The organism is Streptomyces barkulensis, from assembly GCF_002843305.1.
GTDB lineage: Bacteria > Actinomycetota > Actinomycetes > Streptomycetales > Streptomycetaceae > Streptomyces > Streptomyces barkulensis.
Genome location: NZ_PGSG01000012.1, coordinates 16,732 through 32,179 on the forward strand (window position 1 = coordinate 16,732; position 15,448 = coordinate 32,179).

The 15,448-nt window shown below is 71.5% G+C and carries 14 protein-coding genes and 2 tRNA genes; 7 read left to right on the forward strand and 9 right to left on the reverse strand.

The features are described 5' to 3' along the window. The first annotated feature begins 278 nt into the window (after positions 1-278). The 4 genes from CUT83_RS03340 (at position 279) to CUT83_RS03355 (ending at position 4,212) form a co-directional block, all read left to right on the forward strand. Positions 279-1,439 carry an MFS transporter gene (locus CUT83_RS03340; RefSeq protein ID WP_173915016.1) on the forward strand — a complete coding sequence of 387 codons (1,161 nt, stop codon included), beginning with the start codon at positions 279-281 and terminating at the stop codon, positions 1,437-1,439. 393 nt (positions 1,440-1,832) lie between these two features. Beyond that, positions 1,833-2,465, forward strand: a complete 633-nt coding sequence (locus CUT83_RS03345; RefSeq protein ID WP_158238961.1) for a TetR/AcrR family transcriptional regulator — start codon at positions 1,833-1,835, stop codon at positions 2,463-2,465. After that, positions 2,462-3,601: an FAD-dependent monooxygenase gene (locus CUT83_RS03350; RefSeq protein ID WP_101254374.1), complete on the forward strand. Its 1,140-nt coding sequence runs from the start codon at positions 2,462-2,464 to the stop codon at positions 3,599-3,601. The genes CUT83_RS03345 and CUT83_RS03350 overlap by 4 nt, the downstream gene beginning before the upstream one ends. Positions 3,602-3,717: 116 nt before the next feature. Beyond that, positions 3,718-4,212, forward strand: coding sequence for a DUF3995 domain-containing protein (locus CUT83_RS03355; RefSeq protein ID WP_101254375.1), 495 nt, complete (start codon positions 3,718-3,720; stop codon positions 4,210-4,212). A gap of 252 nt (positions 4,213-4,464) precedes the next feature. On the opposite strand, the gene CUT83_RS03360 is transcribed toward CUT83_RS03355, so the two are convergent. After that, a complete protein-coding gene (locus CUT83_RS03360; RefSeq protein ID WP_101254376.1) occupies positions 4,465-4,818 on the reverse strand; it encodes a hypothetical protein in 354 nt (117 codons plus the stop codon). A gap of 275 nt (positions 4,819-5,093) precedes the next feature. On the opposite strand from CUT83_RS03360, the gene tap reads away from it, so the two are divergent. Continuing rightward, positions 5,094-7,199 (forward strand): telomere-associated protein Tap, encoded by a 2,106-nt coding sequence (gene tap, locus CUT83_RS03365; RefSeq protein WP_101254387.1) that lies wholly within the window; start codon positions 5,094-5,096, stop codon positions 7,197-7,199. A 4-nt stretch (positions 7,200-7,203) separates the two neighbouring features. Further along, on the forward strand, positions 7,204-7,758 hold the full coding sequence (gene tpg, locus CUT83_RS03370; RefSeq protein WP_101254377.1) for a telomere-protecting terminal protein Tpg: 555 nt from the start codon (positions 7,204-7,206) through the stop codon (positions 7,756-7,758). Between the two features lie 364 nt (positions 7,759-8,122). Here tpg and CUT83_RS03375 read toward each other — a convergent pair whose 3' ends face one another. The 3 genes from CUT83_RS03375 to CUT83_RS30000 all read right to left on the reverse strand — a co-directional run bounded on the left by CUT83_RS03375 (position 8,123) and on the right by CUT83_RS30000 (position 10,261). Further along, positions 8,123-9,808: a TROVE domain-containing protein gene (locus tag CUT83_RS03375; RefSeq protein ID WP_101254378.1), complete on the reverse strand. Its 1,686-nt coding sequence runs from the start codon at positions 9,806-9,808 to the stop codon at positions 8,123-8,125. Positions 9,809-9,918: 110 nt separating this feature from the next. Continuing rightward, a tRNA-Ser gene (locus CUT83_RS29995) sits at positions 9,919-9,979 on the reverse strand. A 213-nt stretch (positions 9,980-10,192) separates the two neighbouring features. Further along, positions 10,193-10,261, reverse strand: a tRNA-Ser gene (locus CUT83_RS30000). Positions 10,262-10,576: 315 nt separating this feature from the next. Here CUT83_RS30000 and CUT83_RS03380 point away from each other — a divergent pair. Then, positions 10,577-11,038: a hypothetical protein gene (locus CUT83_RS03380; RefSeq protein ID WP_143688479.1), complete on the forward strand. Its 462-nt coding sequence runs from the start codon at positions 10,577-10,579 to the stop codon at positions 11,036-11,038. Positions 11,039-11,383: 345 nt separating this feature from the next. Here CUT83_RS03380 and CUT83_RS03385 read toward each other — a convergent pair whose 3' ends face one another. The 5 genes from CUT83_RS03385 to CUT83_RS03405 all read right to left on the reverse strand — a co-directional run bounded on the left by CUT83_RS03385 (position 11,384) and on the right by CUT83_RS03405 (position 15,376). After that, on the reverse strand, positions 11,384-11,791 hold the full coding sequence (locus CUT83_RS03385; protein WP_101254380.1) for a hypothetical protein: 408 nt from the start codon (positions 11,789-11,791) through the stop codon (positions 11,384-11,386). A 64-nt stretch (positions 11,792-11,855) separates the two neighbouring features. Beyond that, positions 11,856-12,398 (reverse strand): hypothetical protein, encoded by a 543-nt coding sequence (locus tag CUT83_RS03390; RefSeq protein WP_143688480.1) that lies wholly within the window; start codon positions 12,396-12,398, stop codon positions 11,856-11,858. Positions 12,399-12,563: 165 nt separating this feature from the next. Then, positions 12,564-13,223: a hypothetical protein gene (locus tag CUT83_RS03395; protein ID WP_143688481.1), complete on the reverse strand. Its 660-nt coding sequence runs from the start codon at positions 13,221-13,223 to the stop codon at positions 12,564-12,566. A gap of 193 nt (positions 13,224-13,416) precedes the next feature. Continuing rightward, positions 13,417-14,109 carry a hypothetical protein gene (locus CUT83_RS03400; RefSeq protein ID WP_143688482.1) on the reverse strand — a complete coding sequence of 231 codons (693 nt, stop codon included), beginning with the start codon at positions 14,107-14,109 and terminating at the stop codon, positions 13,417-13,419. Positions 14,110-14,183: 74 nt separating this feature from the next. Beyond that, positions 14,184-15,376, reverse strand: a protein-coding gene (locus CUT83_RS03405) for an IS3 family transposase (protein WP_101253822.1) whose coding sequence is annotated in 2 segments (ribosomal slippage) — positions 14,184-15,112 and positions 15,112-15,376 — 1,194 coding nt in all. Because the reading frame shifts where the segments join, the coding sequence is not laid out codon by codon here. Positions 15,377-15,448 lie beyond the last annotated feature (72 nt).

Below are 15,448 nucleotides of genomic sequence, written 5' to 3' on the forward strand. Positions count from 1 at the left end.
GCGGCCGTGCCCATGCCGGTGCAGACGCCGAGAATCCCACGTGCCGCCGGCCTGCCCAAGTCGCCCACGGCCGGGGGTTGCCCGCCCGACATGGGCCGTTACTGCGGAATTCCGGAACCAAACCCCCTGGCCAGCGGTGATGATCCGGCAGTGGTCCGGCCGGTCGGCGACACCGCCCTCGTGTGGCAAGGGTGATGTCGCGAATCCGCCGGCTTTCGGCGCCCGGAGCCTGCTGAACTGATCGCGCGACGACAGGCCCTTCACAGGGCGGAACCCCCATGGCCTCGACAAACACCGCCGTCACACGCCTCCCTGACGGAACCGTCCTGCCGACCCGGTCCCCGCTGGCCGGATGGCCGGCCGTGGTCTCGGTGATGCTGGGAATCTTCTCGATCTTCACGACCGAGATCCTGCCGATCGGCCTGCTCACCATGATCGGATCGAGCTTCACCGTCTCGGACGGGATGGCGGGCCTGATGATGACCATGCCCGGTTTCCTCGCGGCCGTCTCCGCACCGGTGGTCACCGTGGCGACCGCGCGCATCGACCGCCGTCTGATGCTGTGCGTGTTCATGCTTCTGCTGTCCGTGGCGAACCTCCTGGCCGCCGCGGCGTTGGACTACTGGCTCGTCCTGCTCTCCCGGGCCGTCGTCGGTGTCGTCATCGGCGGCTTCTGGCCGATCGGTGCCGGACTGGCCGAACGCCTGGTGCCCGCGGAGTCGGTCGGCCGTGCCACGGCGGTGATCTTCTCCGCGGTGCCGCTGGGTTCGGTGCTCGGCGTGCCGGCCGGCACCTTCATCGGCGACCTGGCCGGATGGCGCACGGCGTTCGTCGCCATGGGCGTCCTGACGGTCGGTGTGCTGGTCATGCCGCCGCTGCCGCCGGACCGGGCGACCCGTCCGAGCGTGCTGCGGGGCATGTTCGGCAACGTCGACACCTACACCTACGTGACGCCGTTCCTGGAGCAGGTCACCGGCATCAGCCCCCAGTTGATCACCGTCTTCCTGCTGATCTACGGTGCCGCGGGCATCGCCGGGAACTTCCTGGGCGGAGCGATGGCCGCCCGCCGCCCCCGGGCCGCCTTCGGTGTCGCCGCGGGCATGATCGCGGTCGCCGCCCTGCTGCTGCCGGTCCTGGGGCGCTGGGAACTCGGCGTCGCGGCCCTGCTGGTCGTCTGGGGCATCGGGTACGGCGCGGTTCCCGTCTCCTCCCGGACCTGGTTCGCCAAGGCGGCCCCCGGCGCGCCAGAGGCGGTCTCGGTGCTGTTCACCGCATCATTCCAGGCGACGGTCTCGCTCGGTGCGCTGGCGGGCGGCTTCACCCTGGACCGCACCTCCCCGTCCACGGTCATGACCCTCGGCGGCATCACCGCCGTCCTCATGGTCATGACCGTGGGGGCCCACTTCGCCCGGCGTTCGGCATGGTCGGAGGGCACCTGACCGCCGCAAGGGCCCGGGTGCCCCTGAAACGCCTCGGAACTCGGCCGGTCGCACGGTGCGTGGTCCTTGTGACGTGCGTGGATGGAAACCGCTTGTGCGATGGGCGGCCTATCGCAAGTGCTCTGTGCGGAGTGCTCGCAGGGGCGGTGTGGAAGGCCGGAAGCGTAGGCGCCAAGGCCCTGTGTCAGCTTGTCGGCAGGGCGGGAAACGGGTGTCCGGGTGGTAGCGCCTCCAAGCGGCGGGGCGGTCGCCGAGGCCAGGAAGGCCCGTGCAAGAACGTCTGGCCGGGCTGCGGCCGGGCGACCGCCTCGGGCGCATCGGCACGGCTGCGGGCCGGGCCGGTCCGGGTATCCGAATTTTCGATGAGCGCGCTCACTGAGTATGCTCACTGACATGGGTGACGACTCCGCGCGCCCGCCCTCCGGCGGCGTACGCGCGCAACGCAAACAACAGACCCGTCAGACGCTGCTCGCGGCGGCACGCCGAGTGCTGCTGCGGCGCGGGCTCGCAGGACTGACGACACGGGACGTGGCCGCGGAGGCCAACGTCGCGGCCGGGACGTTCTTCGTGCACTTCCCCGATCTGAACACCTTGATCGAGACCCTCCTCGACGAGCACATCGGCCGGGCGCTGGAGGCCGCGATGCGCACCCTGCCCCCGGCCGGCGACCTCGTCGGCCGGCTGGTCCACGTGGCCGGCGAGCTCTACGCCAGCTACGACCGCGAACCCGACCTCGCCCGGCAGTACCTGTCCGCCTCGCTCTTCCACACCAACCCCCAGGGCCCCACGGAGCGGCGGATGGCCGAGTTCCGCCGATGGGTGACAGGTGAACTGGAAGAGGCCGCCTCGGCACGCACGGTCACCCTCCCGGATCCGGACCTGCTGTTCACGGCCTTCTTCTCCCTCTACTTCGGCATCCTCGTCGCCGGACTGCGCGGGGAGATGGACCGTGCCGCCCAACTGCGGCTGCTGAAGGCGTCCCTCACCCGAATCATCACCGCGCAGCACCAGCAGGAGCAGACATGAAGGCGCTCGACATCCTCGTGGCGGGCGGCGGCATAGGCGGGCTGACCGCAGCCCGCGCCCTCCAGCGCGCGGGTCACCACGTCACCGTCGCCGAAAGGAGCCCCCACCGCTCCACGACCGGCGCCGGCATCGTCCTGGCTCCCAACGCGCTCCACATCCTCGCCGCACTGGATGTGGACCTGTCCGGGCGCAGTCACCCGCTGCCCTCGTTCGACCTCGTCGATGCCGAGGGGGCCGTGCTCCAGCGCATCCGGCCCCAGCGCCCGGCCGGTCACGGCGAACCCTCCCGGTCCCTCGCCCGCTCATCGCTCCACGCAGTCCTCCACGACCACCTGCCGGGCGAGGTGCGTTTCCTCGCCGGGCGGGCCGTCACCTCCGTGCGGGACACCGGCCGATCGGTCGAGGTCGGCTTCACCGGGGACGGCGCGGTGCACTCCTACGACGCCGTGGTCGGCGCCGACGGCCTGCGCTCGACCGTCAGGGAACAGCTCACCGGCCCGCTCCCGCTGCGCTACAGCGGCACCACCTGCTGGCGGGGGATCACCGACAACGCCGGGTTCACGAACGCCGTGGAGTCGTGGGGTCCCGGCACACGCATCGGCGCGGTGCCCCTGCCCGACCGGAAGCTGTACTACTACCTCGTCACCACCGCGCCCCGGCGTGCCCCGGAGCCCGGCTGGCCCGACGGCTTCCGCCGCGCCTTCGCCCACCACCGCGGCGAGCCGGCCCGGCTTCTGGACACCCTGACCGAGGCCCCGCCCCTCCACCACGACCTCGAGGAACTCGACACACCCGTCTGGGGAAGCGGCAGAGTCCTGCTCCTCGGCGACGCCGCCCACGCCATCACACCGAACCAGGGGCAGGGAGCCGCCATGGCCATCGAGGACGCCTACGCCCTCGCCCTCTGTCTGGCCCCCGGCACGGACGGTGCTCTCGAGCGCTACCGAGCCCTGCGCCACCGCCGTGTCCGCCGCATGCAGCTCACCTCACGGCGCATCGGGAAGATCTCGCACTGGCGAAGCCGCCCGGCGCGTGCGCTGCGTGACACGGCACTCCGCCGACTGCCGCCGTTCGCCGCGCAGAACCAGTACCGCGCACTGGTGGAACCCGCGCTGGCCCTGCTCCGCAAGCCGTAAGCCGGGGCGGCCTCCGATGCGCGCCGCGCTGCCGGAGCCACCGGAGACCCCGCGCGCAGACGGGGTCTCCAGCACTTCAGGTCACCATCGAGCCGTCCACCACAGGAGCACGGTCCATGCCCCGGAACCCGCATCGCATCGCTGCCGTCGCGGCTGCCCTCGTGCTCGCCGCCCTCTCGTCCCTCCACCTCGTCTGGCTGAGGTCGCCCTGGCCGCTGACCAGCCGGGAACGATTCCTCGAAACCGTCGTCGGCCAGACCGACCCGTCATCAGGCCCGTCCCCGTGGATGACCCTGGCCGTCGCCTGCCTGCTCGCGGTGGCGGCGTGGCTCGTCCTGGCCGGAGCCGGGTTCGTGCGCGGTCTCCTTCCGCACCGGGTCCTGAACGCCATGACCTGGATCCTCGCCGCCGTGCTGCTCCTGCGGGGCGCCGCGGGCCTGGTCCTGTCCGGAGTGATCGGCCAGGGCCCCGCGGCGTTCCGGTTCTGGGATCTGGTCCTGTACTCGCCTCTGACCCTGGCCCTGGGCACGGTCGCCGCCCTCGTCACCCGTGCTCCGGCCGGCCGCCCGCAGCGGCGGGCCGGGCCGCCGGACGCGTACCGAGGCCCGTGACGGGCCAGGCCACGGGCCCGGTACCTGCCAGTTCTTCGGATGGGGCGATGCCGTGCTCAACGCGGACGCGCCGCGAGGAGTGCGCCGTGCACTTCCGCCGGTACACGGTCTCGTAATCAGGCCGGGGTGTTCCCGAATCTGCGGTGCGGTGGAGTGATCACGCGCCCGCCGGCGGCGGGCGCGTGATCACCGTGTGCGTCGCGAACGGCCGGCCGGCCGGCCCGGATGGACCGGGCCGGCCGCTGTCAGCGGTTACCTGACGTGGAAACCGTAGACGTGGTGGGTGCCGGCGCCGGTGAAGGGGGCCGAGGTGTGGGGCGGGAGTACTGCGACGTCCCATCCCAGGTCCGTCCTCCAGAAGACGACCACTTCGTGGGCGCCCGAGGAGAAGGAGGTGACGCCGCCCTGATTGAGCGGGACGTCGCCGGGGCCGGTCCAGCACCGGGCGTGCTCCGTGCCGTTGTCCAGATACGTCACCCTCACGGAATCCGTGCCGGTGCCGCAGTCGATCTCGTCGGTGGCGAGGGCGGGGGCCGCCGGGAGCGCGAGGCTCACCGCGACGGCCGTCATGGCGCTCAGTGCCAGTTTCCTGGGTCGGATCTTCATGGTGCTGTGGTTCCTTCCCGGTCGGAGCTCCGGTGGGACGAAGCTTTGAATGAATTTTCAACCATCAACCGGCTTCAGTTCGGCGTTTCCGCGAAATCTCCTCGCGAGCCGACCGTCGGCCTTCGGGGTGACGGCCGGGGTCCTCCGACACCGGGCAGCTTCTTCCGAGTGGTCGGCCGGCTGCCTTCGACTCGACAGCGGGTTAAACGCGCGGGTTAAAGAAAGAAATGAGAGAGGGTTAAATTTTGCTAGGGTCCGGGGTGGAGGTGAGGCGCGTGCCGACCCAGGAGGAACTGTTCGAGGCGGTGGACGCACTGCTGGAGGAGGAGCCGCAGCTGCCGCCCCCGGCGGAGCGGGCCCGGCTGCGCGAGACCGCCGGGATCACCCAGGCCCGACTGGCGAAGGCGTTGAAAACCACGCTGCAGACGGTGAAGAACTGGGAGAACGGGCGCAGCGAACCCAGGCCGCCGCGGCTGCAGGCCTACCAGCGGCTGCTGCAGGGCTGGGCCGCGAAGCACCCCACGCCCGGCACCACCCCGCCGGTATCCGCGCCGGCGCCGGAGACGCTCACCGATCCCGCCCCCCGGCCGCAGCCGGTCGCTGCGCCCCCCACGACGCCCGAGCCTTCGGCCGGGCCGGGAGTGGAACGTCCCGCACCCGCCTCCCGCCGCGCCGCGTCGCGCCGCCCGGCGCGCAAGCGGCCGGTGCCGAACATCGCCGCCGCCCCCTACCAGCACGGCCCGCTGGCCGTGCTGGACGGCGACGGCACCGCCTACGGCGCGCAGGGCATCGTCATGGAGTGCCCGGCCACAACCCTCCCCGAACTGGTGGAGTGGACGCTGACCGAATCCCACCTGGGCGCGCCCCGCCTGCACCGCGCCGGCAAGGACGCCGACCCGCTGATCGTGCTCACCGCCGCCGCGGCGGTGAAACTCGGCCTGCCCGAACGCCTGGAAGGGCCCGAGGCCCGCCGCACCCTGCGCCTGCCCGACGACCACCCGGTGGTCCAACAGCTCACGAGGGCGCGGTGGAAGCTCACCCGGCGCGGCTTCGGCCCCTGGGCCCGCGTCTACCGCCCCGCCACCGACGGCCGCCGCCGGTGCGTGCAACTGGCCATCCTGCCCTGGGACGCCCTCGACACCCGCTCCTGGCCCGGTGCCGCCGACCTGACCGCGCCCCAGCTCGCCGACGCGCTGGGCCTGTACGCCACCCGGGTCATCACCCCGCGCGGCTCCACGGCGGTGACCGGGCTGGAGCTGATGACCGCCCTGCGCCCGCCCACCCGCGCGGTGCGCGACGCAGCCGGCGGCGCCTGGGTCTCCGGCCACAACCCCGGCTCGCTGGGCACCGACCCGGTCGACCCCGCCCCACCGGAGGCGCCCTCCGAGCATCCGGTCGCCCAGGGCTGGGCGGGCGGATTCCTCGACGAGGAGGTCTACCAGTGGGTCCGCGGCGTCGACCTGCTGTCGGACGCCGAATGCCTGCTGCCCTACGCGATCGGGCTGGACATCAACACCGCCTTCCTCGCCGCCGCCGCGCGCCTCACCGTCGGCCTGTCCGGCCCCGAGCACGTGGTGCGCCCGGTCTTCGACAAGAAGATCCCCGGCTGCTGGTACGTGGACCTGTCCCACGTCGACACCGATCCGCGCCTGCCCTCCCCCTTCACTCCCACCGGCGAGCGCCCCGAGGGGCCCGCCTGGTACGCCACCCCCACCGTCGCCTACGCCCAGGAACTGGGCTGCAACGTCGCGCCCGTCGAGGCGTATCTGCGCCGGGAGACCGGCGCGTACCTGGACCCCTGGCACGACCGCCTCAAGGCCGCCTACCTCGACACCCTCGCCGACCTCGGCGTCACCACCGACCTCACCGACACCGCGTTCCTCACCGCCATGGAGCGCCACCGGCCCACCGACCCGGCCCCGGCCATGGTCCTCGCCGCGATCAAGTCCACCGTCAAGGGCGGCATCGGCAAACTCCGCGAACGCCCCCAGGGACGCCACTACCGCGACGGGGAGCGCTGGCCTGCCCTGGAGCGTCCCACCTGGCGCCCCGACATCCGCGCCGCGGTCATCGCCAAGGCCCGCGTCAACATGCACCGCAAGATGCTCAAGACCGCCGAGGCCACCGGCCTGTACCCCCTGGCCGTCCTCTCGGACTGCGTGGTCTATCCCAGCCCCGGCGACTCCCCGCTGGACTTCCTGCCCTACACCACCTCCGGCAAGCCCCTGCCCGGCTCCTTCCGCCTGGGTCCCAGCCCGGGTCTGTGCAAGGTCGAAGGCGTGGCGCAGATGGCCTGGGCGGTCGATCTGATGGAGCAGGGCTACAACCCCGCCCGCCACATCAAGGACGGCGTCGACGCCGTCCTGGACGAAGGAGAATAAGCCCGTGGGGGAGATCGACGACGCCCTCGAACGCGCCGAGACCGAGGTGTTCACCCGCAACCCGCCCAAGACCCTCAAGGCCCAGATCAACTTCCTGCTGGGTAAACTGAAGACCACCCGAGCCGTCGCGCAGGAGCTCGGCGTCAGCCGGCGCTCGGTGGAGCGCTACCGCAAAGGCGACCGCAAGAGGCCGCCGAAGGCCATCACCGACCGCATCGACGCCGCCGTCCGCGCCCGCTGGCAGCCCCTGGTGCGCAAGCGCCGCCGCCGCGAGGCCGCCACCAGTACAGGCATCACCATCGAAACCCGCGCCCGCTTCGGCTACAGCGCCCCCATCGGCTCCACCGACGACCCCCGCCTGCGCCGCCTGACCGTCCACCTCCCACCCGCCTACGCCGACCGCCTCTTCACCGCGCGGCAGCAGGGCGCCGACGACCGGCAACTGCGCGACATCGTCGCCGAAGGCCTGCAACAGGAGTACTTCCGCGACGGCGGCCGCCGCGCCGACCGCCTCGACGTGGCCTTCACCGACATCGACTACATCGACGTGTCCTTCTGACCCCGCCCTGCCCGCCTGCGAAGTCCCGGTTCCCGTGAAGGAACCACCCGCCCCGGCCCGCCCCGGCCCGTGCAGGACGCCGCCGACGAAGCCGAAAACCGACCGCGCCGCCGCACAGCGGCCCGCATGACGGCCCCGCGGTCAGCCCCGTGGTCAGCTCTGCGGTCAGAACACGCCGCGCCCCCTGCCGCCACGGGAACACCTCCCGCAGCGGCAGGGGACAACCGGCGTCGCCCACCGGCGGGCCGGATGACCGAGCCCGATCTCCGTGCCGGCCGCGACCATGGCGAAGGGCGCCCGTCGGTCAGGGCGTGAAGACGAACCCGGACGCCCTTTCGGCAGCTGACGCTGTACGGGCAGCAGGTCAGGTCTCCCACGGCCAGGACGCGTTCCGCCCGGCCTCCAGCAGCGGCACCATCCGGAACGCCGCGTCGGTGAGCCCCCCGAAAACGTGCCGGTTCGCTCCGCCGGACGGCGCGTGCCCGGCCCGGTACCCGGCGAGGTTCCACGTGTACATCGGCACGCCCGCGGGGATCGACTCGCTCACCTCCCGCACATCGTGCCCGGCCTGCTCGTCGGTGACGATCACGACCCGGTCGTGCCCGGCGTACTCCTCGCGGAGCGCCAGCGCGGTGTCGGTGCCGCCGCCGAGGAACCAGCCGCCGTCCTTCCACCGGCCGACCGCCCGCAGCAGCGACTCCCCACGCCCCAGCGGGAACGCCTTCGTCCTCGCCCCCGGGGAGTCGCCCCAGTAGCTGCGGGCCGAGGAGAACGACACGACGTCCGCCTCCGCGCACCGCTGCCCCAACGCGATCCCGAACAGCGCCGCGGCGTCCCACCGCTTGACCGTGCCGTCCCCGGAGAACCCCTCGTTCATCGAGGAGGAGGTGTCCACCAGGACCAGCGTCCGCCCCGGCAGCGCGGGCACGTTCCCCAGCGCCGCGGTCAGGGCCTTCTCCAGCGCGTGCCCCCACCGCAGCGACGGTGCCGCCGCGTACGCGGAGTAGAACCGCATCGGCAGCTGCCTCGAGCGTGCCACCTCCCGCGGGTCCGCGAGCTTTTGGCAGACCTGCTCGGCGACCTCGTCCGAGACGCCGGCCTCGTCGAAGTTCCGCAGGTTGCGCAGGAGTGCCATCACTCCCATGGACGGGATGATCGCCTCCCACGCAGCGGCGTCCATCGGGCCCTGCAGCCACCCGGCGAGCGCCTCCCAGGTCATGCCCGCGTCCCGCAGCGCCACCTGCGCGGCCGGCCCGGACAGCAGCGCCCGCCGCTCCTCGACCGGCATGGCCGTCAGGCGCGCCCGCGCGTGCAGCGTCCGCAGCGACTCGGGGACGGCCCGGTCCCGGCCGTGCCGGCGGTCGATCGCGTGCCGGAACAGGTCGCCCTGCCACGCCGCGGCCGGTTTGGGGTGCACCAGCTCGATCACGTCGCCGAACCGGAAGCCACGCGCAGCGGTGTCGTACTTCAGCAGTGCCCGCTCGGTGTACAGCGCCCCCAGCGCGTCCTGGACGCCGCGCTTGACGGGCTTGGGGATCGCCCGGCCGTACCGGGACGTCCAGTACGCCAGCAGCTCGCCCGGCTCGTCCGCGCGCTGCAGCACCGAGGCGATCACGGCGCGGTTGGAGATCGTGGAGTGCGACAGATCGTCGCCCTCTGGCCGTCCGCTGCCCGGCTCGGCGGTCTCGTGGCTGCCGGTGGGGCGGCTGTTCGCCGCCCGCAGGCGCGCCCTGACGTACTCGGCGGCCCCGGCGATCGCCGCGGTGCGCATGTTCCCGCCGGTGCGCAGCCACTTCAGCAGGCCGGCGGTCCAGGCCGGGTCCTCCACCGCGAGTTGCCGTACGAGCTGGGTGAAGCGGTCGTCGCGCTGCCCGCCGGTCTCGTAGAAGGTGCCCTGTCCGACGAGGTTGGTCACGGACAGAAGGAAGAGCTCGCCGCGCGGGTCGCGCAGGTAGCCGACGCCGCCCTGGTGTGTGGTCGTGCGCCCACCGGTCGTGGTGACGGGGGAGAAGCCCGCGGGGCGGGCGGTACGGGTGTTGAAGCGAGCCATGAAAAGCCCCTCTCTGTGAGAGGAGAGGCGTTCGGCGAAACGGGGCGCCCGAGAACAGGGGCGGCGGATGGAACGTGGTGCTCTGGGCCGCTGAGCTACACCGGCCGTACGGCCGGCGGCGGGATTCGAACCCGCGTCTTTCTCTTGAGAGGAGAAGTACCACCCGCCTGCGCACCGGGCGCCCCGGATGCCTGAGCCTCCCGAGATCAGGACGGCTGCGGTTGTGCGGGGTTCGAACCCGCGCACCCGAAGGTGCTTCAACCGAAGAAGTAACCGCAGCCTGCGCACCGGGAGGTGCAGAGGTATGAAGTTGTGGGCCCGGAGAACAAGGTCGGCGACGGGAACGTAAGCGCTCTGCCGTTGAGCTACCGGTCGAACTCACGCTCGGCCGGGCAGGATTCGAACCTGCAACCACTCGATCCCAAATCGAAGTACCCGCCGCCTGCGCACCCGGGCACGCTCACTGTAGGTCATCCCGCTGACGACGAGAACTGAATAACCGCGCCCGCGGGGACGGCTTTCCGCCTGTGGCCGGGGGCGTCGTGTTTCCGCGTGTCGTGGGGCGTGTTGTACGGCCGGGGCTCATCGGGCGGTCCGCCGGACGAGGAGAACGTGGTCGGTGACGGCGACGGTCCCTCGGCCACTCCGAGCAGGCAGGCTCACCCGGGGCCGGGCACCACCGCCCACGCTCGGATCACCGTCGCCGGATCCGTCCGACCGCGCCGGGCCGGTGGTCTGGAACCACAGTCCTGATCCATCATGGGCCGGGTGACGATTCCTTCATCGGACGCGGCCGGTGACGCACCCGGTGTGGTTCGGGTGCCGGGGCCGGAACCTGACTGGCAGCCCGCGCCGGCCCTGGGCTACCACGTGGGCAAGAACCCCGCCTTCCAGGTGAGTCCGTGGCAGTACGCGGCGAGCTTCTACCGGATCGTCGCCGGGCTGAGGCCGCCGCTGGAGGCGGTCGCGGCCCGGCTGCGTCTGGAAGTGGAACGCACCTGGGAGGAGCTGGGCGAGGTGGACGTGGCCCTGTTCCGCATCCGGGGCACGGAGTTCGCCCTCAGCCGGTTCGCGCACGACGAGGACCGCCTGTTCGTGTGGCTGAACCGCTCGCAGCGTGACGTCGAGACGGCCCTGGACCTTCTCCTCGGCGCGCTGGGGGTGGGCCGCGAGGCCGTGGCCTTCATCGAGGACCAGATGGGAGACCAGCACTCCGGCACACCTGGCTGACCCCCTCCCGCTCCCGGTGGCCCACGGCCAGGGCGGCCCGGCGGACGACCCGCGACGGCAGGAACCCCGGCCCCGACCCCGGCCCCGAACAAGCCGGGCGAACGGGCTCGCATCCGCCGGTGAGGCCCGGGTGAGAAAGGAGGAGCCCCTGCCGTGAGCGGCCCTGTGCTCCACCTCTCGACGTCGACGGCCCGCTGAGGGCCACGACGCCTGCCGAGTCCTCGACCGCGAAATGCTGCCGGGGAACGTCGAAGGTGCCCGCGCGAAACTGAAACGCCTGGTCAAACCTGGTCTGCTCACCGAGGTCGACACCGGCGACCTCACCGGGAAGCCATGGCCGGACACCTACGACCAGCGGCCCCTGGCCACAACCCGGCGTGTGTACTGGTCCTTGGGGGCGACCTCTTGGACTGCTTGCCGGGCTTCTTGCACCCGACTCGTCTCACCCGGCAGCCGAACAAGGTCGTACAGGGCGCCCCGGTCACCGTCTTCGGCACGGTCGCGCAGTGCCGCCTCCATGCCCCGTTCTCGAAGCGACCTGTTGAGTCTTCGACGTGCGTGGACGTCCGTGAGAGCGCGCTCCGTGAGTTCCGGAATCCGTTCCGCACGGGCAAGCAGATCCATGTGCCACAGATGGTTGTCGTGCATGTCCGGATCGTTGGAATAGCACTCGGCGTGGGCACTCACCAACACGATCGCCGCGTCCCAGTCCCGGAGTCGCTCCGCCGCCCGAGCCTGCTCGAACCAGTTCACAAGACCGAGTATCGTCTGTCGCCGCGTGAGGTGACACCGTAGGAGTACCACTGGTGAGCGCCCTTCAGAACAAACTGCCGGTAATGCCCTCAAAACGCGCTCCGGGTTTCAGATCGGGCGGTGCCTGCTGCCGGTGCGGCGCGCTTGACTGACCGTCATGGAAGTCACGCAAGCGACCGTCAACGATCTGCTGGCCCGCCCCGCCCCGCCCCGCCCCGCCCCGACCCGGCCCGGCCACCCGCGGCAGGTCGCCGTCGTGGCGTTGAACGACCGGCAGCAGGGCCGGATCCAGATCTGGGACACGCGGACACGGACGCGGACGCACGAACTGGAGGGCGACGAGGTGGACGCGGTCCTCCAACAGGAAGACACCGACAAGCTGGCCTTCTCCCCGGACGGCCGGCACCGGATGGTGGCCCACAACGACGGCAGGCTGCACCGATGGGACGACGTCGGGAACCGCGAGACCGCCGGCGGCTCGGTCGTGCTTCGGACAAGCGATCACCTCATGGGCATGACCGACGAAGGAGTGGTGATCACGGCCGAGGGACACGACGGCTACGAACTGTGGGGTCCCGAAGGCGTTCGTATCGGCGCCATTCGCCACCACACCGACTCCTCCTCGGTCCTGAGAGGCACGCGGCTCGTCATGGAGAGCGAGGGGCTGCGATCCGTGTTCGACGTGCGCCCGGACGCTTGGTTCGACCACCTCTGCACGAACTTGCCGGAACGGAAGTGGTCAGGGGGCCGGTGCCAAGTACGCGGCGGGCGGTTATGCCGGGGCGATGAGGACGCCGGGAAGGTCGCCGGCCTTCACGGCGTCCTGGTCGACGGCCACGCCCGTGTAGGACCCCACGGCGGTGAACACCAGCTCGGGCAGGCGCACGCCATGCTCCTCGAAGTACGTGACGACTTCGACCTCACCGGCCGCGGGCATCGACGGGAACACCGCCCCCGCGGCGCCGAGGGCGGCATCGAGGGCCGATCCCCGCCCGGTGTCGGTACCGAAGTCAGCCCGGTACGCGCGAGCACCGGGCGCATGGACGATCAGGGCCGGGGGGCTGAAGCGGTTGGCGGTCAGGCAGAGGATCTCCTCGCCCTCGCTGGGAAGCATCGACTCGGCCTTGCCCTGGTAGCCGGTCGCCCAGGTCGCCATGCCCCAGTCCTCCAGCACATACGTCCACTCACCGCACGTGCCGTACATGGCGCGGTTGAGGCTGGGGGAGGGCCGGCCCGGCCGCCCGGCCGGTACGCACAGCTCCCTGCACGGGGTGCGGGCGGCGAGCTCGTCGAGGTCGGCGCCCAGGTTGATGAGGAACTCGTCCGCCTCCACACCTCGGACCAGGGTCAGCGAGATGCCGCCGAGCATGCCGGGCCCGGCCGGTGAAGAGGTGTGGTGGTGTGCGCCTATCCACGCGATGCCGCCACTCATGCCGTCAGGCTACCGGCCGCTGGAAGGCCGTCGAGCCCACCGGGTGGGACGCGCCACGGGAGACTCACCCGCGCCTGTGCGGCAGCTGCAAGCAACAGGCCATTGCCGCCGGACTCGACCGCACCCTCCCGGCCACGGAATCCTGGCCGGCCCACCGGCCCACCGGCCCACCGGCCCACCGGCCGCAGGATGGTCACTCTTCGCTGGTCAGGTGCGCAACCATCGTCTCCATCGCCCGGGCTGCGCGGATGCGCAGCGCCTGCGCGCTGTAGGCGTCGGGATCGGCGGTGATACGGGCGTGGAGGACGACCGGTCCCTTGCGCGCCATGATCTCCGAAACCGGCCAGGCCTCTCGGGGGGCCTTCTGGCCCTGCGCGGTCTGGGAGGAGGTGGCCGACCAGGCCAGGATCTCGTCCACGCCGTCGATCCCGGCGTTGTCCATGTGGATGTCGTCGTAGCGCAGCACGTCGCCGTAGTACCAGGTCTGGCACTGGTCCAAGGCGGCGCGCATGTCCGGGAGCTGGAGGCGGGCGGTGGACTGCCGCTTGTGCACGAGAACCATCGAATCCGCCTCGCCGGTGATCGAACCCGATGGTCCCGAGCCGGGGGCCTCCACGTTGCGGACCCATCCCACCAGATCGGGGGATGGGCCGGGGGCCTGCTGCCAGCGGCAGTCCTCATCGGGCCGACCCATCGATATCTCGCTCAGGTCGTACTCGTAGTTGCCGTCCCGCCGCTGGAAATCCTTCCCCCACTGCCTCGGCGTGAGCGCCGTGCGCCGTGCGACCTGCTCGGCCTGCGCCGTGCCCACGGGCGGTTTCCAGCCCTCGCCGCTGTCCCCGCGATCACTGTCGCTGCCGTTGCCGCACGCGGTGAGGAGCAGCAACGCACACGAGGCGCCCAGCACGGCAGTCCGTCGAATGAGCTGCCCCGAATTTCGTAGAGTCCGCGATCGTGTGATCAAGCGGTCTGCGGGACTTCCTCCAGGTACGCCCAGTACGTCTGCTCGTACTCGTCGGGCGGCACGTAGCCCAGGGCGGAGTGGAGTCGTTCACCGTTGTACCACGCGACCCACTGGAAGACGGCCCGCTCGACCTGGTCGAAGTCCCGCCATGGCCCCTGATGTTCGATCAGTTCGGCTTTGAACGTGCCGTTGAGGGCCTCGGCCATCGCGTTGTCATAACTGTCCGCGACGGACCCGACCGACGCCGAGGCACCGACCTCGGCGAGACGTTCCGTGTACCGAATGGATACGTACTGCGACCCGCGGTCGCTGTGATGGATGAGATCGGCGTCCTTCTTGATCCTCTGCCGCCACAGCGCCATCTCCAGTGCGTCCAGCGGCAGGTCCGTGCGCAGGTGCGTGGCGGCCTGCCAGCCCACGATCCGGCGTGAGTACGCGTCCAGGACGAACGCGACGTAGACCCACCCCGACCAGGTGCGGATGTAGGTCAGGTCCGCCAGCCACAGCTGGTTGGGCCGCTCGGCGGTGAAACGGCGGTTGACCAGGTCCGGCGGGCGCGGCGCGGCCGGCTCGGGGACCGTGGTGCGGCGGCGCTGCCCGCGGATGACGCCCTCGATGCCGAGCTCGCCCATCAGCCGCTCGACCGTGCAGCGGGCCACCGTGTGTCCGGCGCGGACCAGGGCGCGGGTGACGCGGCGTGCGCCGTAGGTGCGCCCGGAGTCCTCCCACGCGGCTGTGACCAGCGGGATCAGTTCTTCGTCGCGCAGGCGTCGGGCCGACTTCGGCCGCGTCTTGCGCGCGAAGTACGTCGACGGCGACACATCCAGCACCCGGCAGACGGGATCGACCCCGAGGCCCTTGTCGCGCAGGTGGTCGATCACCTGCTCGGCCTCGTCCGGGGACGGTCGATCTCCTGGGCAAAAAACACCGAGGCGGCCTTCAGGATCTCGTTGGCCCGCCTCAACTCGGCGTTCTCCTTGCGGAGTTCCTTCAACTCGTCGCGCTCGGCGGTCGTCAGCCGGTCGTCACGCTCGCCGGCGTCCGCCTCGGCCTGGCGGACCCAGGACCGCAGGGCTTCCTTGTGGATGCCGAGGTCGCGGGCGACGTGGGCCACAGGGCGGCCGGTCGCGCGGACCTCGCGCACCGCCCGCTCACGCAGCTCATCGGGGTACTTACGGGGTGCTGGCATTGCTCGTGGTTCTCCTTACGCCTGGAAGCGTAACCCAGGCTTGAGGGACTCCACGAAGATCAGTACAGCTCA